Raw genomic sequence first — 21,692 nt, forward strand, 5'->3', positions numbered from 1 at the left:
TTCAGCTTCCCGGGGGCCTCTTGTCGCTCTCGCTGGAGAAGATCTGCAGAAGCCAGGACGAGAACGATCCCGTCACCGCGCCGAGCAGGGCCAGCCCGCCGGCCATCATCCCCGTAGCGATCGCCCGGCCGGTCGTCGTCACTGGCGTGATGTCGCCGTAGCCGACCGTGCTGAGCGTCGCGGCGGCCCACCACACGGCGTCCCCGAACGACCGCATGGTGGCGCCGGGCGCTCCGCGTTCCTGCTGGTAGACCGCGAGTGCGCCGGTGAAGCCGAGCAGCAGGGTCGACAGGCTCGCGTAGGCGATCACGCGCGCGTGCAGGGAGAGCCGGGGCTCCCCCTGCCGGTGCTGGATGGCGTCGTAGAGCGGAACGATCCGCAACGGCCGCAGCAGCGGCAGGATGACCACCACCGTGTGCAGGAAGTGCGTTCTGGCGAAGCGCCACAAGCGCTGCCCGCTGAGGCGCCAGCGCCCCAGGTAGTCACCGGCGAAGAGCAGCCAGAGGGCGAGCATCGTGAACTCGCACACGCGCTGCCAGCCGGACGGCATGCTCACGGCGAGGACGCGGGCGGCGTAGGCGCCCATGAAGAGCAGCGATGCCAGAAACAGGGGGATCTCTGTGCGCTGCTCCCAGCGGGCGTAGGGGCTGTCGTCGTCCACCGGCCCAGCTTGGCCGGTGACCGTCCTCCCGCCGCCCCGGCGACACGCCGCGAACGGGCGAAGCAATATGCTGCACGCATGACGAGTGAGCCGGAGCGGCAGTGGGGAGTGGGGATCCAGGACGCGTTCCAGCGCCTGTGGACGCCCCATCGGATGGCCTACATCCAGGGTGAGAACAAGCCGACCGGTCCCGGCGCGGACGACGGCTGCCCCTTCTGCTCGATCCCGGCCAAATCCGACGAGGACGGGCTGGTCGTCAAGCGCGGCGAGCAGGTGTACGCGGTCCTCAACCTGTACCCGTACAACGGCGGCCACCTGATGGTCGTGCCCTACCGCCACGTCGCCGACTACACCGACCTGACCGCGCCGGAGACCGTCGAGCTGGCCGCCCTCACCAAGCAGGCGATGACGGCCCTGCGCACCGCTTCCGGTGCCCACGGCTTCAACATCGGCATGAACCAGGGCACGGTCGCCGGCGCCGGCATCGCGGCCCACCTCCACCAGCACATCGTCCCGCGCTGGGGCGGCGACACGAACTTCATGCCGGTGGTGGGCCACACGCGGGTGCTGCCACAGTTGCTGGCGGACACTCGGAAGATGCTGGCGGAGGTCTGGCCGGCGGCTTGATCCGCGACAACCTCCAGTAGAGGGTGCCCTCGACAACCAAGGGCACCACAGCTACGCGTCGTAGACGTCAGCCTTCCTGGGCATCGGGTCCTGCACCGCCGTACTCAAGAACGCGGAACGTGAACCGAACTTGTCGGTGTCCACGCCGTTCTCGGCGAGCACCTTGATCGCCGCGGCATGCACCACCCGCAGCACCGGCGTGGCCGCGCGCAGCGCGTCGTCGGCCATGAACCGGTGCCGCCACGGCTGGTCCGCCCACGCGTGCCGAAGTCCGAACGGCTCGGGCAGCCCCATCGTCCCGCCGAGCCAGCTCAGCAGCGGCGGGTACCAGGAGATCGGGGCCCGCACCGCCAGCCGGACCACCTCGTCGGGGTTGACCAGCGGAAGCTTCACCTTGCGGGTCTCCCACGGCTTGAACGACTTGGTGACCTCCTTGGTCGGCGCCTCGGGCTTCTCCTGGAAGAGCCCGTTCACCGGACCGAGGGCGTGGCCGGTCACCTCGATGCGCAACGTCTCGTGCAGTACGGTCACTGTGATCAGCATGGTGATGATCAACTGCCCGTCCCAGAGCGTCCACTGGACGCCCAGGTAGTGCCGGTCACCGCTGCCGAACTGCTGCTTGTTGCAGATGTCCTGTATCGCGTGGTTCTTGACCTGGTACGCCTCGACGTCGGTGCCCTCCGGGCGGGACACCGCCTTCGCGCCCTCCGCGATCGGCGTGACGACCCAGTGCCGTATCGAAGGCTTGGGGAAACCACCGGTGTTCAGCGGACCGCGCTCCAGCATGCGCAGTTGGTCGTGGATCGAGCGGATGACGTCCCAGCTGCGGAACGGGTGGATCTCCCGCGTGGAGTCCGCTGCCACCAGGTCCTCGGCGAGCTGCCAGCTGCCCCAGCGTGTGCCCATGCCGAGTATCCCCTTGGGCCCGGCGTAGAACACGGAGTTGGACTGCTGCTCGGCGCTCAGTTTGGCCAGCGACTGGCGCAGCTGCTCGGCCTGGGTCTCGGTGGGGCTGGTCGGCACCGCCTCCGGCACCTTGGCGCCGACGCTGCTGCCGGCCAACAGGCTGTCCCAGCGCTCCCGCAGATCCCTCGCGGTGCGCTCACAGACCTGCTTGGCCCAGAACCATCCGACCACGGGCATGAGGACCGAGGCCCGCGCAGACCAGCCCCAGAAGCCGGTGAACGGCATGCGCAGCAGGAAGAGCACGGCGAGCGCGCCCACCGCCACGAGCAACACGGAGGCGAGGGCGCCGCCGCGCTTCTCGTCCCGCTTGACGATGGTGGTGCGCAGCGTGAAGACCAGCAGCCACACCAGGAGCCCGGGCAGGAAGAGCACACCGCAGATCACGGTGATGGCGCTGAGCATCCGGTCGCGCGCCTTGCGGATGTTGTTCGCGGCCAGACAGTGCTCGACGACGACCTGAGGTTCGGCGCCGAAGGACTGGATCAGGGGCTTGCGGCCGCTGCCGAGCATGCGGTCGACCACGGCCCGTGAGAAGGCCTCACCGAGGTTGGGACGGAAGATCCTCGCCCAGCCGCGGCCCGCCTTGATGTCGGTCTTGTGCCATTCGTTGTCGGCCTTCTTGATGTCCTCGAACGGATTGTCCCGATAGGCCGCCGAGGCCAGCGCGAACGTCGCCGTCTGACCCTCACCTGCCGTGCGCGGCACCTGCGGACCGAAGATGTCCGCGTAACCGCTCTCAACGGTCATTCCCGCCCCCGATCGCCGCAGTGTCGCTTCTGCGGCCTTCCCGACTTCCGTACTTCGCACACCTGTTGATCAATGATCAGCGTATCCTCCGCCACCGACATTCGTCGGCGGACGGCCGAAGCCGCCCGCCGACGCGGCGGGGAGCGTTCCGTACAGGCCACTTGGTGGCGCCGGGCGCCAACTACGAGGCTTCGCGCGCCTCTTCACGAATCCTTTCCGCGATCTGCGCCGGCATCGGTTCGTGCCGCGCGTACGCACGGTTGAAGCGTGCGGTGCCGTGCGACAGCGAGCGGAGATCGACGGCGTACCGCCCGATCTCGATCTCGGGCACCTCTGCCCTGATGAGCGTGCGGCTGCCGTTGGTCTGCTCGGTGCCGAGGACCCGGCCGCGCCGCCCGGACAGGTCGCTCATCACGGCGCCGACGTAGTCGTCACCGACCAGGACGGACACCTCGGCCACCGGCTCCAGCAGATGGATCTTCGCGTCGGCCGCGGCCTCGCGCAGCGCGAGCGCGCCGGCCGTCTGGAAGGCGGCGTCGGAGGAGTCCACCGAGTGCGCCTTGCCGTCGAGCAGCGTGATCCGGACGTCGACGAGCGGATGGCCCGCCGCAACTCCCCTGGCCGCCTGGGCCCTTACGCCCTTCTCCACCGAGGGGATGAACTGGCGCGGCACCGCGCCGCCGACGACCTTGTCCACGAACTCGACGCCCGAGCCGCCCGGCAGGGGCTCCACCTCGATCTCGCAGATCGCGTACTGCCCGTGCCCGCCGGACTGCTTCACATGCCGGCCACGGCCCGCCGACCTGCCCGCGAACGTCTCCCGCAGGGCGACCATGTGCGGTACGACGTCGACCTGGACGCCGTACCGGCTGCGCAGCCGTTCGAGTGCGACGTCCGCGTGCGCCTCGCCCAGACACCACAGCACCACCTGGTGGGTGGCCTGGTTCTGTTCCAGTCGCATGGTCGGGTCCTCGGCGACCAGCCGGGACAGGCCCTGGGAGAGTTTGTCCTCGTCCGCCTTGCTGTGTGCCTGGATGGCGAGCGGCAGCAGCGGGTCGGGCATCCGCCAGGGCTCCATCAGGAGCGGGTCGTCCTTGGCGGACAGCGTGTCGCCGGTCTCCGCGCGGGTCAGCTTCGCCACGCACGCGAGGTCACCGGCGATGCAGTGGCTGAGCGTGCGCTGCTGCTTGCCGAACGGCGCCGACAGGGCGCCGATCCGCTCGTCGACGTCGTGGTCCTCGTGGCCACGGTCCTCCAGGCCGTGCCCTGAGACGTGCACCGTCGCGTCGGGGTGCAGGGTGCCGGAGAAGACCCGTACCAGCGAGACGCGGCCGACGTACGGGTCGGACGCGGTCTTCACCACCTCGGCGACCAGCGGCCCGTCCGGGTCGCACACCTTCAGCGCGCGCGGTTTGCCGTCGACCGTGGTGACCGCGGGCGCCTCCCGCTCCAGCGGGGTCGGGAACCCGCGCGTGATCAGCTCCAGCACCTCGATCGTGCCGAGCCCCTGCCGGGCGCCGTCGGCCGCGGGCGCCGCGGCCAGGACGGGATGGAAGGCACCGCGCGCGACGGCCCGTTCCAGGTCCTCGATCAGCGTCTTGACGTCGACCTGCTCGCCGCCGAGATACCGGTCCATCAGGGTCTCGTCCTCCGACTCCGAGATGATCCCCTCGATCAGCCGGTTGCGGGCCTCCTCGATCTGCGGCAGCTGGTCCTCGCCCGGCTCGGACTCCTTGCGCTCCCCGGAGGAGTAGTCGAACAGCTGCTGCGACAGCAGCCCGATCAACCCGGTCACGGGCGCGTGCCCGTCGGGGGCCTGCGGGCCGTGCAGCGGCAGATACAGCGGGAGCACCGCGTCGGGGTCCTCCCCGCCGAAGGCCTCCGCGCAGATCCGCGTCATCTCCTCATAGTCGGCCCGCGCGGACTCCAGGTGCGTGACGACGATCGCGCGCGGCATGCCGACGGCCGCGCACTCCTCCCACACCATGCGGGTCGAGCCGTCCACGCCGTCCGAGGCCGAGACGACGAAAAGGGCCGCGTCCGCCGCTCGCAGACCGGCCCTGAGCTCCCCGACGAAGTCGGCGTATCCGGGGGTGTCCAGAAGGTTGACCTTGATGCCGTCCCATTCGACCGGCACCAGGGAGAGCTGTACCGAGCGTTGCTGCCGGTGCTCGATCTCGTCGTAGTCCGAGACGGTGCCGCCGTCCTCGACGCGGCCCGCCCGGTTCACCGCCCCCGCCGTGAGTGCGAGGGCTTCCACCAAGGTGGTCTTGCCCGATCCGGAGTGGCCGACCAGTACCACATTCCGTACGGACGCGGGGTGGTCGGCCGCTGTAGCCCTGCCGGCGGCTCCGGGATGTGCGTTCGCCTTGTCGCCCATGGTCCTGCCTCCCGTGCACGGTGAGGTCACTGTGGGCGCGGACATGCGGATCCGCGTGCGATGCGGCTCCGGTGACGCCCGCGGTCCTTCGAGCTTTCCACTCCCGTCACGGTGCGTCCATACGGCGGACGCGATCGCGCCATCCGCCGCGGGTGGACGTGCCTGCCGGACCCGGGTACGAGTGCCCGGCGGTCGCACGCACGCACGCGTGGCTACGATGGGCCAGCCGGTGGCCAGCAGGGGCCGCGGCGCACACCGACCCTCGGGAAGGCCATGCTGAACAAGTACGCGCGTGCATTCTTCACGCGTGTTCTCACACCGTTCGCCGCGTTTTTGATCCGGCGGGGCGTCAGCCCAGACACGGTCACGCTCATCGGCACCGCCGGGGTGGTCGCGGGCGCGCTGGTCTTCTACCCCATGGGCGAGTTCTTCTGGGGCACGGTCGTGATCACGCTCTTCGTGTTCTCCGACCTCGTCGACGGCAACATGGCCCGCCAGCTCGGCCGCTCCAGCCGCTGGGGTGCCTTCCTGGACTCCACGCTCGACCGGGTCGCCGACGGTGCGATCTTCGGCGGCTTCATCCTCTGGTACGCCGGCGGGGGCGACGACCTCGTCCTGTGCGCCGTCTCGATCTTCTGCCTGGCCAGCGGCCAGGTGGTGTCGTACACCAAGGCGCGCGGCGAGTCGATCGGCCTGCCCGTCGCCGTCAACGGCCTCGTCGAGCGCGCCGAGCGCCTGGTGATCTCGCTGGTCGCGGCCGGGTTGGCGGGCCTGCACAAGTTCGGGGTACCGGGCATCCAGTACCTGCTGCCCGTCGCCCTGTGGATCGTCGCCGTCGGCAGTCTCGTCACGCTGATCCAGCGGGTCGTCACCGTCCGTCGCGAATCCGCCGAGGCGGAGGCCGCCGCGGACGCGCAGGACAAGCCGCAGGGAGCCTCTCAAGGGAGCGAGGCCGCCAAGTGAGCGCCCAGGACCGCCTCACGGACGCGCTGTACGGACTCGGCTGGGGCACCGTCAAGAAGCTCCCCGAGCCGGTGGCGGTACGGCTCGGCCGCACCATCGCCGATCTCGCCTGGAAGCAGCGAGGCAAGGGCGTCCAGCGGCTGGAGAGCAACTACGCGCGCGTGGTGCCCGACGCGACCCCGGAGCGCCTCGCCGAGCTCTCGCGCGCGGGCATGCGGTCGTACCTGCGCTATTGGATGGAGTCCTTCCGACTGCCCGCCTGGAGCGCCGAACGCGTCAAGGGCGGCTTCGACGTCAAGGACGTCCACCACCTGACCGACGGCCTGGCCGCCGGGAACGGCGTGGTACTCGCCCTTCCGCACCTGGCCAACTGGGACCTCGCCGGCGCCTGGGTCACCACCGAGCTGGAGACGCCGTTCACGACGGTCGCCGAGCGCCTCAAGCCCGAGACGCTCTACGACCGCTTCGTCGCCTACCGCGTGAGCCTCGGCATGGAGGTCCTGCCGCACAGCGGCGGCACCGCCTTCGGCATGCTGGCCCGCAGGCTGCGCGACGGCGGTCTGGTCTGCCTGGTCGCCGACCGTGACCTGTCCGCGTCCGGCGTCGAGGTCGACTTCTTCGGCGACACGGCCCGGATGCCCGCCGGCCCGGCGCTGCTGGCCCAGCAGACCGGGGCGCTCCTGCTTCCCGTCACGCTCTGGTACGACGACTCGCCCGTCATGCAGGGGCGGATCCATCCCCCGATCGAGGTACCCGAGACAGGTACCCGGGCCGAGAAGACGTCTGTCATGACACAGGCGCTGGCCGACGCCTTCGCCACGGGGATCGCCGAACATCCGGAGGACTGGCACATGCTCCAGCGCTTGTGGCTCGCCGACCTGGAACCACGACCGGCCGACGGCCCGGCAGGAGAGCGTCCGTGAGGATCGGCATCGTCTGCCCGTACTCCTGGGACGTGCCAGGTGGCGTCCAGTTCCACATCCGCGACCTCGCCGAGTTCTTCATCCGGCTCGGCCACGAGGTGTCCGTCCTGGCCCCGGCCGACGACGACACCCCGCTCCCGCCGTACGTCGTCTCCGCGGGCCGCGCGGTGCCGGTCCCGTACAACGGCTCGGTCGCCCGCCTGAACTTCGGCTTCCTCTCGGCGGCCCGGGTGCGCCGCTGGCTGCACGAGGGCGCGTTCGACGTCATCCACATCCACGAGCCGACGTCGCCGTCCCTGGGCCTGCTGGCCTGCTGGGCGGCCCAGGGCCCGATCGTGGCCACCTTCCACACGTCCAACCCCCGCTCGCGGGCGATGATCGCCGCGTACGCCATCCTCCAGGCGGCCCTGGAGAAGATCAGCGCCCGGGTCGCGGTGAGCGAATACGCCCGGCGCACGCTGGTGGAACACCTCGGCGGCGACGCGGTCGTCATCCCCAACGGCGTCGATGTCGACTTCTTCGCCGAGGCCGAGCCGAACCCCGACTGGCAGGGCGACACGATCGGCTTCGTCGGCCGCATCGACGAGCCCCGCAAGGGCCTGCCGGTTCTGATGAGGGCCCTGCCGAAGATCCTCGCCGCCCGCCCGCAGACCAGGCTCCTGGTGGCGGGCCGCGGCGACGAGGAGGAGGCGGTGGAGTCCCTGCCCGCCGAGCTCCGCTCCCGCGTCGAGTTCCTCGGCATGATCAGCGACCAGGACAAGGCCCGCTTCCTGCGCAGCGTCGACCTGTACGTCGCTCCCAACACCGGCGGCGAGAGCTTCGGGATCGTCCTGGTCGAGGCGATGTCGGCCGGCGCCCCCGTCCTCGCCTCGGACCTGGACGCCTTCGCCCAGGTCCTCGACCAGGGCGCGGCGGGCGAACTCTTCACCAACGAGGATGCGGACGCCCTGGCCGAGGCGGCGGTACGCCTCCTGGAGGACCCGGTCCGCCGGGCCGAGCTCCGCAAGCGGGGGAGCGTGCATGTACGCCGCTTCGACTGGTCGACCGTGGGCGCGGACATCCTGTCGGTGTACGAGACGGTGACTGCGGGCGCGGCGGCGGTGGCCGAGGACGAGCGGGCCGGGAGCGGTGGGACCGGCGGGCTGCGGGCCCGGCTGGGGCTGGCCCGGGACTGAGGTTTCAGCCCGTCTGGGGGTGCCCCCTCTGGGGGAGTCCGAGGATGAGGCCCTTCAGGGCCGATGCCGGGGTCCGGGGGCGGCAGCCCCCGGCGACGGTCGCGCCGACACCCGGCACCAACACCCACGCCCCGCACGACACCCTGCTCACCCGGCGGAGCTAGGGTGCCGCCCGTGACCGCAACTCTGATCTGGATCCTCGTAGTCCTCGTGGCGATCGGCCTCTACCTGAGCTGGACGGCCGGTCGCCTGGACCGGCTGCACGCCAGGATCGACGCGGCCCGCGCCGCACTCGACGCGCAGCTGCTGCGCCGCGCCTCGGTGGCCCAGGAACTGGCCACCTCCGGTGTGCTGGATCCCGCCGCGTCGATCGTCCTGTACGAGGCCGCACACGCCGCCCGGCAGGCCGAGGAGGAACAGCGGGAGGTCGCCGAGAGCGAACTGAGCCAGGCGCTGCGAGCCGTGTTCGCCGAGCCCCAGCAGGTGGAGGCCGTACGGGAGGCGCCCGGGGGCGAGGAAGCGGCCCGCGAGCTGACGGAGGCGGTGCGCCGGGTACCGATGGCCCGCCGCTTCCACAACGACGCCGTACGGGCGGCCAGGGCGCTGCGACGCCACCGCAAGGTCCGCCTGTTCCGCCTGGCGGGCCACGCCCCGTTCCCGCTGGCCGTCGAGATGGACGACGAGCCGCCGGTGGCCCTGGCGGACCGGCCCGCCTAGGACGCGCCGAAGTCGGGGATCGTGAGGGAACCGTCGGCGGCGAGCGGGAACCCGGGGTTGTGCGCGATCTCCCACGCGTGGCCGTCGGGGTCGACGAAGGCGCCGGAGTAGAAGCCGATGGCATTGGTGACCGCGGGCTTGGTGACGGTCGCCCCGGCCCGTTCCGCGGCCGCGAGCAGTTCGTCGACCTCGGCGTCGGAGCGCACGTTGTGGGCCAGGGCGATCCCGCCGAAGCCGCCTGCCGTGCCTGCCGCGCCGTCGGTCAGCCCGCAGTCCAGCGCCAGCTTGTCGCGGCCCCACAGCACCAGGGCCAGTCCGCCCGCCTGGAAGAAGACGGTCTCCTCGACCTCCTGGCCCCGCCAGCCCAGGGCCTCGTAGAAGGCACGGGAGCGCGCCACATCGGAGACCCCCAGCGTGACCAGGCTGATGCGCTGTTCCATGGCCAGGACACTAACGCGGCCCGGTCCGGGCGGCGCCCCGGCAGGCAAAACGATCCACCGCCTCACCATTGGCTCTTGAAGTGGCCCGTACACCTCACGTTTCCTCGATGCTTGCAGTAACCCTCTTTCACACAGCGAGGTCAACCCGTGTCCATCTCCGAAAACCAGGCCCCCGAGACCGGCACCGCACGCGTGAAGCGCGGTATGGCCGAGCAGCTCAAGGGCGGCGTGATCATGGACGTCGTCACGCCGGAGCAGGCGAAGATCGCCGAGGACGCGGGCGCCGTCGCCGTCATGGCCCTCGAGCGGGTCCCCGCCGACATCCGCAAGGACGGCGGCGTGGCCCGGATGTCGGACCCGGACATGATCGAGGGCATCATCGACGCCGTCTCGATCCCGGTCATGGCCAAGTCCCGCATCGGCCACTTCGTCGAGGCCCAGGTCCTGCAGTCCCTCGGTGTCGACTACATCGACGAGTCCGAGGTCCTCACCCCGGCCGACGAGGTCAACCACAGCGACAAGTTCGCCTTCACGACCCCCTTCGTCTGTGGCGCCACCAACCTCGGTGAGGCCCTGCGCCGCATCGCCGAGGGCGCGGCCATGATCCGCTCCAAGGGCGAGGCCGGCACCGGCAACGTCGTCGAGGCGGTCCGCCACCTGCGTCAGATCAAGAACGAGATCGCCAAGCTGCGCGGCTTCGACAACAACGAGCTGTACGCCGCCGCCAAGGACCTGCGCGCCCCGTACGAGCTGGTCAAGGAAGTCTCCGAGCTCGGCAAACTCCCGGTGGTGCTGTTCTCCGCCGGCGGTGTCGCCACCCCGGCCGACGCCGCGCTGATGCGCCAGCTCGGCGCCGAGGGCGTCTTCGTCGGCTCAGGCATCTTCAAGTCCGGCGACCCGGCCAAGCGCGCCGCCGCCATCGTCAAGGCGACCACCTTCTTCGACGACCCGAAGATCATCGCCGACGCGTCCCGCAACCTCGGCGAGGCCATGGTGGGCATCAACTGCGACACCCTCCCCGAGACCGAGCGCTACGCCAACCGCGGCTGGTAAGGCACCACATCCCATGAGCAACATCCCCGTCATAGGCGTCCTGGCCCTGCAGGGCGACGTACGGGAGCACCTCATCGCCCTGGCCGCGGCAGACGCCGTGGCCAGGCCGGTGCGGCGCCCCGAAGAGATCGCCGAGGTGGACGGCCTCGTCATCCCGGGCGGCGAGTCCACGACCATCTCCAAGCTGGCCGCCCTCTTCGGCGTGACGGAGCCCCTACGCGCGCGCGTGCGGAACGGCATGCCCGTCTACGGCACCTGCGCCGGCATGATCATGCTCGCCGACAAGATCCTCGACCCGCGCTCCGGCCAGGAGACGATCGGCGGCATCGACATGATCGTGCGCCGCAACGCCTTCGGGCGTCAGAACGAGTCCTTTGAAGCGGCGGTCGACGTCAAGGGAGTCGAGGGCGATCCTGTAGAGGGCGTTTTCATTCGCGCCCCTTGGGTCGAATCCGTGGGTGCCGAGGCCGAGGTGCTCGCCGAGCATGAAGGCCATATCGTCGCGGTCCGCCAGGGCAACGCGCTGGCCACGTCGTTCCACCCGGAACTGACCGGCGACCACCGTGTGCACTCCCTGTTCGTCGACATGGTGCGCGCCAACCGGGCAGCGGAGTCCTTGTAGGATCTCTGGCGTTCGTTGTTGGATGGGTTACGCGAAGGAGACAGGCAGATGTCCGGCCACTCTAAATGGGCTACGACGAAGCACAAGAAGGCCGTGATCGACGCCAAGCGCGGCAAGCTCTTCGCGAAGCTGATCAAGAACATCGAGGTCGCGGCCCGTATGGGTGGCGTTGACATCGAGGGTAACCCGACGCTCTACGACGCCATCCAGAAGGCGAAGAAGCAGTCGGTCCCGAACAAGAACATCGACTCCGCGGTCAAGCGCGGCGGCGGTCTCGAGGCCGGCGGCGCCGACTACGAGACGATCATGTACGAGGGTTACGGCCCGAACGGTGTCGCCGTGCTCATCGAGTGCCTCACCGACAACCGCAACCGCGCCGCCTCCGACGTCCGCGTCGCCATGACCCGCAACGGCGGCAACATGGCCGACCCGGGCTCCGTGTCGTACATGTTCAGCCGCAAGGGCGTCGTCATCGTCCCCAAGGGCGAGCTGAGCGAGGACGACGTCCTCACCGCCGTCCTGGAAGCCGGCGCCGAGGAGGTCAACGACCTCGGTGAGTCCTTCGAGGTCATCAGCGAGGCCACCGACCTGGTCGCGGTCCGCACCGCCCTCCAGGGGGCCGGCATCGACTACGACTCCGCCGACTCCAGCTTCGTGCCGTCCGTCCAGGTTGAGCTGGACGAGGAGGGCGCCAAGAAGATCTTCAAGCTGATCGACGCGCTCGAGGACAGCGACGACGTGCAGAACGTCTTCGCCAACTTCGATGTCAGCGACGAGATCATGGAGAAGGTCGACGCGTAACTCTGCCGCGAGCTGAGCGGTTTCGACGGGCCGACGGGGCATCCCCGTCGGCCCGTGGCTTTGCCGGGAGTTGCTGCCCGGCGTTGTCGGTGGCACCCGATAGCCTGCACAAACATGCGATCGGAGGGAGGGGGCGCGGCGTGCGCGTACTGGGGGTGGACCCGGGGCTGACCCGATGCGGTGTCGGCGTGGTCGAGGGCGTCGCCGGGCGGCCGTTGACGATGCTCGGCGTCGGTGTCGTACGCACCCCCGCGGACGCCGAGTTGGGACACCGTCTCGTCGTCATCGAGCAGGGCATCGAGCAGTGGCTGGACGAGCACAAGCCCGAATTCGTCGCCGTGGAGCGGGTGTTCAGCCAGCACAACGTCCGTACGGTGATGGGCACCGCCCAGGCCAGCGCCGTCGCCATGCTCTGTGCCGCCCGGCGCGGCATCCCCGTCGCGCTGCACACCCCCAGCGAGGTCAAGGCCGCGGTCACCGGCAGCGGTCGCGCCGACAAGGCCCAGGTCGGTGCCATGGTCACCCGCCTGCTGCGGCTCAGCGCCCCGCCCAAGCCGGCCGACGCCGCCGACGCCCTCGCGCTCGCCATCTGCCACATCTGGCGCGCCCCCGCGCAGAACCGACTCCAGCAGGCCGTCGCCCTGCACACAGCCAAAGCACCGAAAGGCCGTACGGCATGATCGCCTTCGTCAGTGGCACAGTGGCCGCCCTCGCTCCGGACGCCGCGGTCGTCGAGGTGGGCGGAGTCGGCATGGCCGTCCAGTGCACGCCGAACACCCTGTCCACCCTGCGCCTCGGCAAGCCCGCAAAGCTGCACACCTCGCTGGTGGTCCGCGAGGACTCCCTCACGCTGTACGGCTTCGCGGACGACGACGAACGGCAGACGTTCGAGCTGCTCCAGACCGCGAGCGGAGTCGGCCCGCGGCTGGCCCAGGCGATGCTGGCGGTGCACTCGCCCGACGCGCTGCGCCGAGCCGTCGCGACCGCCGACGAGAAGTCGCTCACCGCTGTCCCCGGCATCGGCAAGAAGGGCGCCCAGAAGCTGCTCCTGGAGCTGAAGGACCGCCTGGGCGAGCCCATCGGCGCGCCTGCGGTGGGCGCCCCGGTCACCCAGGGCTGGCGCGACCAGCTGCACGCCGCCCTGATCGGCCTCGGGTACGCGACGCGCGAGGCCGACGAGGCGGTCGCCGCGGTGGCTCCGCAGGCCGAGGCCGCCGAGGGCACGCCCCAGGTGGGCCGGCTGCTGAAGGCCGCGCTTCAGACCCTGAACAGAGCCCGCTGAACCGACCGATGCCCCGGTAAGGCCCGAAGGCGCCGCTCCGGGGACGCCCTGATCCTCGTACGATCCACCCGACCGCGACCGCGAGGCACACTCCATGAACTGGGACGACACCACCGACACCCCCGCCCCCGAGCGGCTCGTCGGTGCGTCCGCCGACCGTGAGGACCAGGCCGTAGAGGCCGCGCTGCGCCCGAAGGACCTGGACGAGTTCATCGGCCAGGAGAAGGTCCGCGAACAGCTCGACCTGGTGCTGCGCGCCGCACGCGCGCGTGGCGCCACAGCCGACCACGTGCTGCTCTCCGGCGCCCCCGGCCTCGGCAAGACCACCCTCTCGATGATCATCGCGGCCGAGATGGGCGCCCCCATCCGCATCACCAGCGGCCCCGCCATCCAGCACGCCGGCGATCTCGCCGCGATCCTCTCCTCCCTCCAGGAGGGCGAGGTCCTCTTCCTCGACGAGATCCACCGCATGTCCCGGCCCGCCGAGGAGATGCTGTACATGGCGATGGAGGACTTCCGTGTCGACGTCATCGTCGGCAAGGGGCCGGGTGCCACCGCCATCCCGCTGGAACTGCCCCCGTTCACCATGGTCGGCGCCACCACGCGCGCGGGCCTGCTGCCGCCCCCGCTGCGCGACCGCTTCGGCTTCACCGCGCACATGGAGTTCTACGAGCCCGTCGAGCTGGAGCGCGTCATCCACCGCTCGGCCAACCTCCTCGAGGTGGAGATCGAGGCCGACGGCGCCGCCGAGATCGCCGGCCGCTCCCGCGGCACGCCCCGGATCGCCAACCGCCTGCTGCGCCGGGTCCGCGACTACGCCCAGGTCAAGGCCGACGGGATCATCACGAGGGACATCGCCGCGGCCGCCCTCGCCGTCTACGAGGTCGACGAGCGCGGGCTGGACCGCCTCGACCGCGGCGTCCTGGAGGCCCTGCTGAAACTGTTCGGCGGTGGCCCGGTCGGCCTGTCCACACTCGCCGTCGCGGTGGGGGAGGAGCGCGAGACGGTCGAGGAGGTCGCCGAACCCTTCCTCGTACGGGAAGGCCTGCTCGCCCGCACCCCGCGCGGCCGGGTCGCCACCCCGGCGGCATGGGCGCATCTCGGCCTCACCCCGCCTGGCTCGCACCCTGCGGGAAACGGACAACAGGACCTGTTCGGGACGTGACGGCCCGGTCACGGCGAGCACACTGGCCGGAGCAGGAACCCCAGTGCCATGCTGAGCGTTGTTCCATGCGCGGAGACTCGCTTAGACTCCGCCGATGCCGCCTCAGTCGGCGGCACATATACCCCCAACCATCAGGCCGCTCACCATCGCGGTCGTGTGAAGGAAGTTCCGACCCGTGAGTCTCGTGACCCTCCTCCCGTTCATCGTGCTCATCGGGGCCATGTTCCTGATGACCCGGTCGGCCAAGAAGAAGCAGCAGCAGGCCGCCAACATGCGGAATGACATGCAGCCCGGATCCGGTGTTCGCACCATCGGTGGCATGTACGCCACCGTCAAGGAGGTCAGCGAAGACACGGTCCTCGTTGACGCCGGCCCGGGCGTCGAGCTTCTCTTCGCCAAGAACGCGATCGGCGCCGTCCTCTCCGACGACGAGTACAACCGCATCGTGCACGGCATCGAACACGACCTGAAGTCCGACGTCGTCCCGAACGACGCCTCCTCCCTCACCGAGGCCGACGAGCCTGCCGCTGCCGCCGCCTCCGACGAGAAGTCCGTCGACCTTGGTAAGAAGGTCGAGAAGGACGAGAAGGACGAGGTCGAGGAGCCGTCCGACGCCGTGGCCGCCGAGGCGAAGACGGACGACGAGCCGAAGAAGACCGACGGCGACACCGACGCGAAGTAGCCATGCTCCGGGGCGCGCGGGCCACGCCTGCGCGCCCCCGGGCATGCTGAGCTCGCACGGGATCCCGACACCATGTCATGGCCGCCCGCCTGTTGATCCGGAGCGAGGCGGCCCGAGAGGGAGTACGAGAAGGTGGCAGCACCTAAGAAGGGCCGGAACGCGAGCGCCCAGAGCAAGCCAGGGCGCTCGCTGGCCCTCATCCTGATCGCCATCGCGGCGCTCACCGGAGGGATGTTCGCCTCGGGGCACACCACTCCGCGACTCGGTATCGACCTGGCCGGCGGCACGAGCATCACGCTTCGCGCGGTTGCCGAGCCTGGCCAGGAATCCGCGATCAACAAGACCAACATGGACACCGCGGTCGAGATCATGGAGCGCCGTGTCAATGGTCTTGGTGTCTCGGAGTCCGAGGTTCAGACCCAGGGCAACAAGAACATCATCGTGAACATCCCCAAGGGCACGAACTCCAAGGAAGCGCGGGCCCAGGTAGGCACCACCGCCAAGCTGTACTTCCGGCCGGTCGTCGCCACCGAGGTGTCGGGCGGCGGTGCGACCCCCACCCCCTCGCCGAGCGCCTCCAGCAGCGCGTCGGGTGACTCCACCGACAAGGCGACCTCCTCGGCCTCTCCCTCCGGCTCGACCAGCCCCTCGGCGAGCTCCACCACGCAGGGCCGCGCGGTCACCGACGCCCTGAAGGCCGACCCGACGCCGTCCACGAGTGCCTCCTCCAGCGGCTCCCCGTCCGCGAGCAGCACCCCCTCCGGCGACTCCTCGACCAGCAAGCTCGAAGCGCAGTACGCCGCGCTGGACTGCTCGAAGAAGGCCGCCCGCGCCAAGGCCGGTGACGGCGCCAAGCCCACCGAGCCCACCGTCGCCTGCGGTCAGAACTCGCAGGGCCAGTGGCAGAAGTACATCCTCGGCCCCGCCGAGGTCGACGGCACGGACGTCAAGAGCGCCCAGGCCACCTTCCAGACCACGACCGGCGCCGGCTGGACCGTGAACATGAAGTTCACGGGCGAGGGCAGCAAGAAGTTCGCCGCCACCACCGGCAAGCTGGCACAGAACCAGTCCCCGCAGAACCAGTTCGCCATCGTGCTGGACGGCGAGGTCGTCTCCGACCCGTTCGTCCGCGAAGCCCTGACGGGCGGCAGCGCCGAGATCTCCGGCAACTTCAACCAGGAGTCGGCGCAGAGCCTCGCCAACATGCTGTCGTACGGCGCCCTGCCGCTGTCCTTCCAGGAGGACAGCGTCACCACGGTGACCGCCGCGCTCGGCGGTGAGCAGCTGAAGGCCGGTCTGATCGCCGGTGCGATCGGTCTCGCCCTGGTCGTCATCTACCTGCTGGTCTACTACCGCGGCCTGTCGCTGATCGCGCTCCTCTCGCTGCTGATCTCCGCGGCCCTGACCTACACGATCATGGCGCTGCTCGGCCCGACCATCGGCTTCGCGCTGAACCTGCCGGCCGTCTGCGGTGCCATCGTCGCCATCGGCATCACAGCGGACTCGTTCATCGTGTACTTCGAACGCGTCCGGGACGAGATCCGAGAGGGCCGCTCGCTGCGGCCCGCCGTCGAGCGTGCCTGGCCGCGCGCCCGGCGCACCATCCTGGTCTCCGACTTCGTGTCGTTCCTCGCCGCCGCGGTGCTCTTCATCGTCACCGTCGGCAAGGTCCAGGGCTTCGCGTTCACGCTCGGCCTGACCACCCTGCTCGACGTGGTCGTCGTGTTCCTGTTCACCAAGCCGCTGCTGACGCTCATGGCCCGCAGCAAGTTCTTCTCCAGTGGCCACAGCTGGTCCGGTCTCGATCCCAAGCGACTGGGTGCCAAGCCGCCGCTGCGCCGTAACCGCCGTCCCGCTCACCCCGCCGGCCCTGTCGACCCGAAGGAGGCGTGAGTATGTCGAAGCTCGGCAACCTCGGCGCCCGACTGCACCGTGGCGAGGTCGGCTACGACTTCGTCGGCAACCGCAAGCTCTGGTACGGCCTCTCGATCCTGATCACCATCACGGCCATCGTCGGCCTGGCGGTGCGCGGCCTGAACATGGGCATCGAGTTCCAGGGCGGGGCCGTCTTCAACACCCCGAAGACCAGCGTCTCGGTGTCCCAGGCGCAGGAGTACGCGGAAGAGGCGTCCGGCCACGACGCGATCGTCCAGAAGCTCGGCGACGGCGACGAGGCCACGCTGCGCATCCAGGTCGCGGGCATCGACACCACGCAGGCCAACAAGGTCTCGGCGGAGCTGGCGGAGAAGCTCGGCGTCGAGGAGAGCGACGTCACCGGCGAGCTGGTCGGTCCCAGCTGGGGTGAGCAGATCGCCAACAAGGCCTGGCAGGGCCTGGGGATCTTCCTGGTCCTTGTGGTGATCTATCTGGCGATCGCGTTCGAGTGGCGCATGGCACTCGCGGCGTTCGTCGCACTGATCCACGACATCACGATCACGGTCGGTATCTACGCCCTCGTCGGATTCGAGGTCACACCGGGCACGGTGATCGGTCTGCTGACGATCCTCGGTTACTCGCTCTACGACACGGTCGTCGTCTTCGACAGTCTCAAGGAGCAGACGAAGGACATCACGAAACAGACCCGCTGGACCTACAGCGATATCGCGAACCGCTCGATCAACAGCACCCTGGTCCGCTCCGTCAACACCACGGTGGTCGCGCTGCTGCCGGTGGCGGGCCTGCTGTTCATCGGTGGCGGTTTCCTCGGCGCGGGCATGCTCAACGACATCTCGCTGTCGCTGTTCGTCGGTCTCGCCGCCGGTGCGTACTCCTCGATCTTCATCGCCACACCGCTCGTCGCCGACCTCAAGGAGCGCGAGCCGCAGATGAAGGCCCTGAGGAAGCGCGTCCTCGCCAAGCGGGCACAGTCCGCCGCGCAGGGCGAGTCCCCGGACGCCCCGGCCGGCGACGGGCTGCTGGACGACGAGCCCGACGACGCCACCCCCGCGGTGGTCGGGCCCCGCAACCAGCCCGCGGCCCGCAACCGGGGCCGTGGCCGACCCTCGGGGAAGCGGCGATGACGGACATCAGGGAGCTGCTGCTCAGCCGTATCCGTGACGTGGCGGACTACCCGGAGCCGGGTGTGATGTTCAAGGACATCACCCCGCTCCTGGCGGACCCGGCGGCGTTCACGGCGCTCACCGACGCGCTGGCCGAGATCGCCGGGAAAACCGGCGCCACGAAGATCGTCGGCCTGGAGGCCCGCGGTTTCATCCTCGGAGCTCCGGTCGCCGTCCGCGCGGGCGTCGGCTTCATCCCCGTACGCAAGGCCGGCAAGCTCCCCGGGGCGACCCTCAGCCAGGCGTACGACCTGGAGTACGGCTCCGCGGAGATCGAGGTCCACGCAGAGGACCTGGCTGCCGGTGACCGTGTCCTCGTCATCGACGACGTCCTGGCGACGGGCGGCACCGCGGAGGCCTCGGTCCAGCTGATCCGCCGGGCCGGCGCCGAGGTGGCCGGCCTGGCCGTCCTCATGGAACTCGGCTTCCTCGGCGGCCGAGCCCGTCTGGAACCGACCCTGGCGGGCGCCCCGCTGGAGTCACTGCTCACGGTCTGATCCGAGGAACACCCACAGCAGCACGGGATGCCGCGCACCTGCACGACAGGGGCGCGGCATCCGGCATGTCGGGCCCGCCGCCCGCCCCCGGCCTCCCTCTCCTGGATGGCGTGAAACCCCGCTGCCCGATGCATGCGGGTCGTGCGTGAGAGGCGTACGCGACCCCCGTGCCAGACCCGCGCAACCCCCACGCCACCGTCCGGACACCGTCCTGACCGGCGCCGTGGAATCCGGCGGCAGCCTCTTGCGTTTCTCCGGTAGACGGTCCTCACATCCGGCTGCAGGCGATCCCGGGGCGCAGGATCGCTACCATGGGGTTTCCGGAGCCTGACCGGGGGACCCGGATCGCGCACGAGGAGCCCTCTTGCCAGACGAGGCCCAGCACCTGACCGCCGCCAAGCCCGAGTCCGCCTCAGGGCCCACGGCGAAGCCCGCGCCGAACGCGTCGCACGCGAAGAACGACGCGCGTGGGGCGGTCGAGCATGCCCAGTCCGCGCCCGTCGACAAGCCGGCCGAGCAGACGCGACCCAAGCCCGCCCCGCCCGAGCGCCCGGCACCGGCAGTGCGCCCGAACACCGGCCAGCCCGCCCGCACCGGCTCCTCCAACCGCGTCCGTGCCCGCCTCGCCCGTCTCGGCGTCCAGCGCTCCAACCCGTACAACCCGGTGCTCGAGCCGCTGCTGCGCATAGTGCGCAGCAACGACCCGAAGATCGAGACCGCCACGCTCCGCCAGATCGAGAAGGCCTACCAGGTCGCCGAGCGCTGGCACCGCGGCCAGAAGCGCAAGAGCGGCGACCCGTACATCACGCACCCCCTCGCCGTCACCACCATCCTCGCCGAGCTGGGTATGGATCCGGCCACCCTGATGGCGGGCCTGCTGCACGACACCGTCGAGGACACCGAGTACGGCCTCGACCAGCTCCGCCGTGACTTCGGTGACTCAGTGGCACTGCTCGTCGACGGCGTCACCAAGCTCGACAAGGTCAAGTTCGGCGAGGCCGCGCAGGCCGAGACCGTGCGCAAGATGGTCGTGGCGATGGCCAAGGACCCCCGCGTCCTGGTCATCAAGCTCGCCGACCGCCTGCACAACATGCGCACCATGCGTTACCTCAAGCGCGAGAAGCAGGAGAAGAAGGCGCGCGAGACGCTGGAGATCTACGCGCCGCTCGCTCACCGCCTCGGCATGAACACCATCAAGTGGGAACTGGAGGACCTCGCCTTCGCGATCCTCTACCCCAAGATGTACGACGAGATCGTACGGCTGGTGGCCGAGCGGGCACCGAAGCGTGACGAGTATCTGGCCATAGTGACCGACGAGGTCCAGCAGGACCTGCGGGCCGCGCGCATCAAGGCGACCGTCACCGGCCGCCCGAAGCACTACTACAGCGTCTACCAGAAGATGATCGTCCGCGGACGTGACTTCGCGGAGATCTACGACCTGGTGGGGATTCGTGTACTTGTCGACACGGTCCGCGACTGTTATGCCGCCCTCGGCACCGTGCACGCGCGATGGAATCCGGTCCCCGGCCGGTTCAAGGACTACATCGCGATGCCCAAGTTCAACATGTACCAGTCGCTGCACACGACGGTCATCGGCCCCAACGGCAAGCCGGTCGAACTCCAGATCCGTACGTTCGACATGCACCGCCGCGCCGAGTACGGCATCGCCGCGCACTGGAAGTACAAGCAGGAAGCCGTCGCCGGCGCCTCCAAGGTGCGCTCCGACGCGCCCAAGTCGTCCGGCAAGGGCAAGGACGACCACCTCAACGACATGGCGTGGCTGCGTCAGCTCCTCGACTGGCAGAAGGAGACCGAGGACCCGGGCGAGTTCCTGGAGTCCCTGCGCTTCGACCTGTCCCGCAACGAGGTCTTCGTCTTCACTCCGAAGGGCGACGTCATAGCGCTCCCCGCGGGCGCCACCCCGGTCGACTTCGCGTACGCCGTCCACACCGAGGTCGGCCACCGCACCATAGGAGCGCGGGTCAACGGCAGGCTCGTACCGCTCGAATCCACCCTGGACAACGGCGACTTGGTGGAGGTCTTCACCTCCAAGGCACCCGGCGCGGGGCCCTCCCGCGACTGGCTCGGCTTCGTGAAGTCGCCGCGTGCCCGCAACAAGATCCGGGCCTGGTTCTCGAAGGAGCGCCGTGACGAGGCGATCGAGCAGGGCAAGGACTCCATCGTCCGCGCGATGCGCAAGCAGAACCTGCCGATCCAGCGCATCCTGACCGGCGACTCGCTCGTCACGCTCGCCCACGAGATGCGCTACGCGGACATCTCCGCGCTGTACGCGGCGATCGGCGAAGGGCACGTCTCCGCACAGAACATCGTGCAGAAGCTCGTCCAGGCCCTCGGCGGCGAGGAAGCCGCCACGGAGGAGATCGACGAGTCGGTCCCGCCGGCCCGCGGCCGCAGCCGCAAGCGCCGCTCCAGCGCCGACCCGGGCGTGATCGTCAAGGGCGTCGAGGACGTGTGGGTCAAGCTGGCCCGCTGCTGTACGCCGGTCCCCGGCGACCCGATCATGGGCTTCGTCACCCGCGGCAGTGGAGTATCGGTTCACCGCACCGACTGTGTGAACGTGGATTCCCTGTCCCGCGAGCCCGAGCGCATCCTCGAGGTCGAGTGGGCGCCCACCCAGTCCTCGGTCTTCCTGGTCGCCATCCAGGTCGAGGCCCTGGACCGCTCCCGGCTCCTCTCGGACGTCACGCGCGTCCTGTCCGACCAGCACGTCAACATTCTCTCCGCGGCCGTCCAGACCTCCCGCGACCGCGTCGCCACGTCCCGCTTCACCTTCGAGATGGGCGACCCGAAGCACCTCGGGCACGTCCTGAAGGCGGTCAGGGGCGTCGAGGGCGTCTACGACGTGTACCGGGTGACGTCGGCGCGCAGCCGGTCGTAACCGCCGTATCAGGGACGAAGAAGGGGCTCCCCG

Annotated in this window: 20 protein-coding genes; 16 read left to right on the plus strand and 4 right to left on the minus strand. The window is 69.9% G+C overall.

All coding sequences use genetic code 11. The features are described 5' to 3' along the window. Window position 1: 1 nt before the first annotated feature. Window positions 2–661, minus strand: a complete 660-nt coding sequence (locus tag OHO27_RS35060) for a potassium channel family protein (protein WP_328428962.1) — start codon at window positions 659–661, stop codon at window positions 2–4. Window positions 662–739: 78 nt separating this feature from the next. Between OHO27_RS35060 and OHO27_RS35065 the strand changes: the two genes are divergently transcribed. Then, window positions 740–1,288: an HIT family protein gene (locus OHO27_RS35065; protein WP_328428963.1), complete on the plus strand. Its 549-nt coding sequence runs from the start codon at window positions 740–742 to the stop codon at window positions 1,286–1,288. A gap of 51 nt (window positions 1,289–1,339) precedes the next feature. Here OHO27_RS35065 and OHO27_RS35070 read toward each other — a convergent pair whose 3' ends face one another. Next, window positions 1,340–3,001, minus strand: a complete 1,662-nt coding sequence (locus OHO27_RS35070) for a hypothetical protein (RefSeq protein ID WP_328428964.1) — start codon at window positions 2,999–3,001, stop codon at window positions 1,340–1,342. 181 nt (window positions 3,002–3,182) lie between these two features. After that, window positions 3,183–5,381, minus strand: coding sequence for an elongation factor G-like protein EF-G2 (locus OHO27_RS35075; protein WP_328428965.1), 2,199 nt, complete (start codon window positions 5,379–5,381; stop codon window positions 3,183–3,185). A 273-nt stretch (window positions 5,382–5,654) separates the two neighbouring features. Between OHO27_RS35075 and pgsA the strand changes: the two genes are divergently transcribed. The 4 genes from pgsA to OHO27_RS35095 all read left to right on the plus strand — a co-directional run bounded on the left by pgsA (window position 5,655) and on the right by OHO27_RS35095 (window position 9,159). Further along, entirely contained in the window at window positions 5,655–6,344 is a 690-nt protein-coding gene (gene pgsA / locus OHO27_RS35080; protein WP_328428966.1) for a phosphatidylinositol phosphate synthase, read from the plus strand. Continuing rightward, on the plus strand, window positions 6,341–7,267 hold the full coding sequence (locus tag OHO27_RS35085) for a phosphatidylinositol mannoside acyltransferase (RefSeq protein ID WP_328428967.1): 927 nt from the start codon (window positions 6,341–6,343) through the stop codon (window positions 7,265–7,267). The genes pgsA and OHO27_RS35085 overlap by 4 nt, the downstream gene beginning before the upstream one ends. Then, complete coding sequence (locus OHO27_RS35090; protein WP_328428968.1) at window positions 7,264–8,442, plus strand: glycosyltransferase family 4 protein; 1,179 nt, start codon at window positions 7,264–7,266, stop codon at window positions 8,440–8,442. Before OHO27_RS35085 ends, OHO27_RS35090 begins: the two co-directional genes overlap by 4 nt. 174 nt (window positions 8,443–8,616) lie before the next feature. Continuing rightward, complete coding sequence (locus OHO27_RS35095; RefSeq protein WP_328428969.1) at window positions 8,617–9,159, plus strand: hypothetical protein; 543 nt, start codon at window positions 8,617–8,619, stop codon at window positions 9,157–9,159. Here OHO27_RS35095 and OHO27_RS35100 read toward each other — a convergent pair. Further along, window positions 9,156–9,599 (minus strand): VOC family protein, encoded by a 444-nt coding sequence (locus OHO27_RS35100; protein WP_328428970.1) that lies wholly within the window; start codon window positions 9,597–9,599, stop codon window positions 9,156–9,158. The two genes, OHO27_RS35095 and OHO27_RS35100, sit on opposite strands and share 4 nt — an antisense overlap. 147 nt (window positions 9,600–9,746) lie before the next feature. Here OHO27_RS35100 and pdxS point away from each other — a divergent pair, with 147 nt between their 5' ends. The 11 genes from pdxS to relA all read left to right on the plus strand — a co-directional run bounded on the left by pdxS (window position 9,747) and on the right by relA (window position 21,659). Continuing rightward, window positions 9,747–10,652, plus strand: coding sequence for a pyridoxal 5'-phosphate synthase lyase subunit PdxS (pdxS, locus tag OHO27_RS35105; protein ID WP_328428971.1), 906 nt, complete (start codon window positions 9,747–9,749; stop codon window positions 10,650–10,652). Between the two features lie 13 nt (window positions 10,653–10,665). Next, the gene (pdxT, locus tag OHO27_RS35110) at window positions 10,666–11,274 is read left to right on the plus strand and encodes a pyridoxal 5'-phosphate synthase glutaminase subunit PdxT (protein WP_328428972.1); all 609 of its coding nucleotides are present in this window, start codon (window positions 10,666–10,668) and stop codon (window positions 11,272–11,274) included. A gap of 48 nt (window positions 11,275–11,322) precedes the next feature. Further along, window positions 11,323–12,075 carry a YebC/PmpR family DNA-binding transcriptional regulator gene (locus OHO27_RS35115; RefSeq protein ID WP_328428973.1) on the plus strand — a complete coding sequence of 251 codons (753 nt, stop codon included), beginning with the start codon at window positions 11,323–11,325 and terminating at the stop codon, window positions 12,073–12,075. A gap of 140 nt (window positions 12,076–12,215) precedes the next feature. Beyond that, complete coding sequence (ruvC, locus tag OHO27_RS35120) at window positions 12,216–12,755, plus strand: crossover junction endodeoxyribonuclease RuvC (protein WP_328428974.1); 540 nt, start codon at window positions 12,216–12,218, stop codon at window positions 12,753–12,755. Then, window positions 12,752–13,357: a Holliday junction branch migration protein RuvA gene (ruvA, locus tag OHO27_RS35125; protein WP_328428975.1), complete on the plus strand. Its 606-nt coding sequence runs from the start codon at window positions 12,752–12,754 to the stop codon at window positions 13,355–13,357. Before ruvC ends, ruvA begins: the two co-directional genes overlap by 4 nt. Window positions 13,358–13,451: 94 nt before the next feature. Next, window positions 13,452–14,522 (plus strand): Holliday junction branch migration DNA helicase RuvB, encoded by a 1,071-nt coding sequence (gene ruvB / locus OHO27_RS35130; RefSeq protein ID WP_328428976.1) that lies wholly within the window; start codon window positions 13,452–13,454, stop codon window positions 14,520–14,522. Between the two features lie 175 nt (window positions 14,523–14,697). Further along, on the plus strand, window positions 14,698–15,204 hold the full coding sequence (gene yajC, locus OHO27_RS35135) for a preprotein translocase subunit YajC (RefSeq protein WP_328428977.1): 507 nt from the start codon (window positions 14,698–14,700) through the stop codon (window positions 15,202–15,204). A 132-nt stretch (window positions 15,205–15,336) separates the two neighbouring features. Then, window positions 15,337–17,097 carry a protein translocase subunit SecD gene (gene secD, locus OHO27_RS35140; RefSeq protein WP_328428978.1) on the plus strand — a complete coding sequence of 587 codons (1,761 nt, stop codon included), beginning with the start codon at window positions 15,337–15,339 and terminating at the stop codon, window positions 17,095–17,097. Window positions 17,098–17,099: 2 nt separating this feature from the next. Continuing rightward, window positions 17,100–18,224, plus strand: a complete 1,125-nt coding sequence (gene secF, locus OHO27_RS35145; protein ID WP_328430645.1) for a protein translocase subunit SecF — start codon at window positions 17,100–17,102, stop codon at window positions 18,222–18,224. Continuing rightward, window positions 18,221–18,760, plus strand: a complete 540-nt coding sequence (locus OHO27_RS35150; RefSeq protein ID WP_328428979.1) for an adenine phosphoribosyltransferase — start codon at window positions 18,221–18,223, stop codon at window positions 18,758–18,760. Before secF ends, OHO27_RS35150 begins: the two co-directional genes overlap by 4 nt. Before the next feature lie 364 nt (window positions 18,761–19,124). Beyond that, window positions 19,125–21,659: a GTP pyrophosphokinase gene (relA, locus tag OHO27_RS35155; RefSeq protein ID WP_328428980.1), complete on the plus strand. Its 2,535-nt coding sequence runs from the start codon at window positions 19,125–19,127 to the stop codon at window positions 21,657–21,659. The last annotated feature ends 33 nt before the right edge of the window (window positions 21,660–21,692 follow it).

The organism is Streptomyces sp. NBC_00443, from assembly GCF_036014175.1.
Taxonomy (GTDB): domain Bacteria; phylum Actinomycetota; class Actinomycetes; order Streptomycetales; family Streptomycetaceae; genus Streptomyces.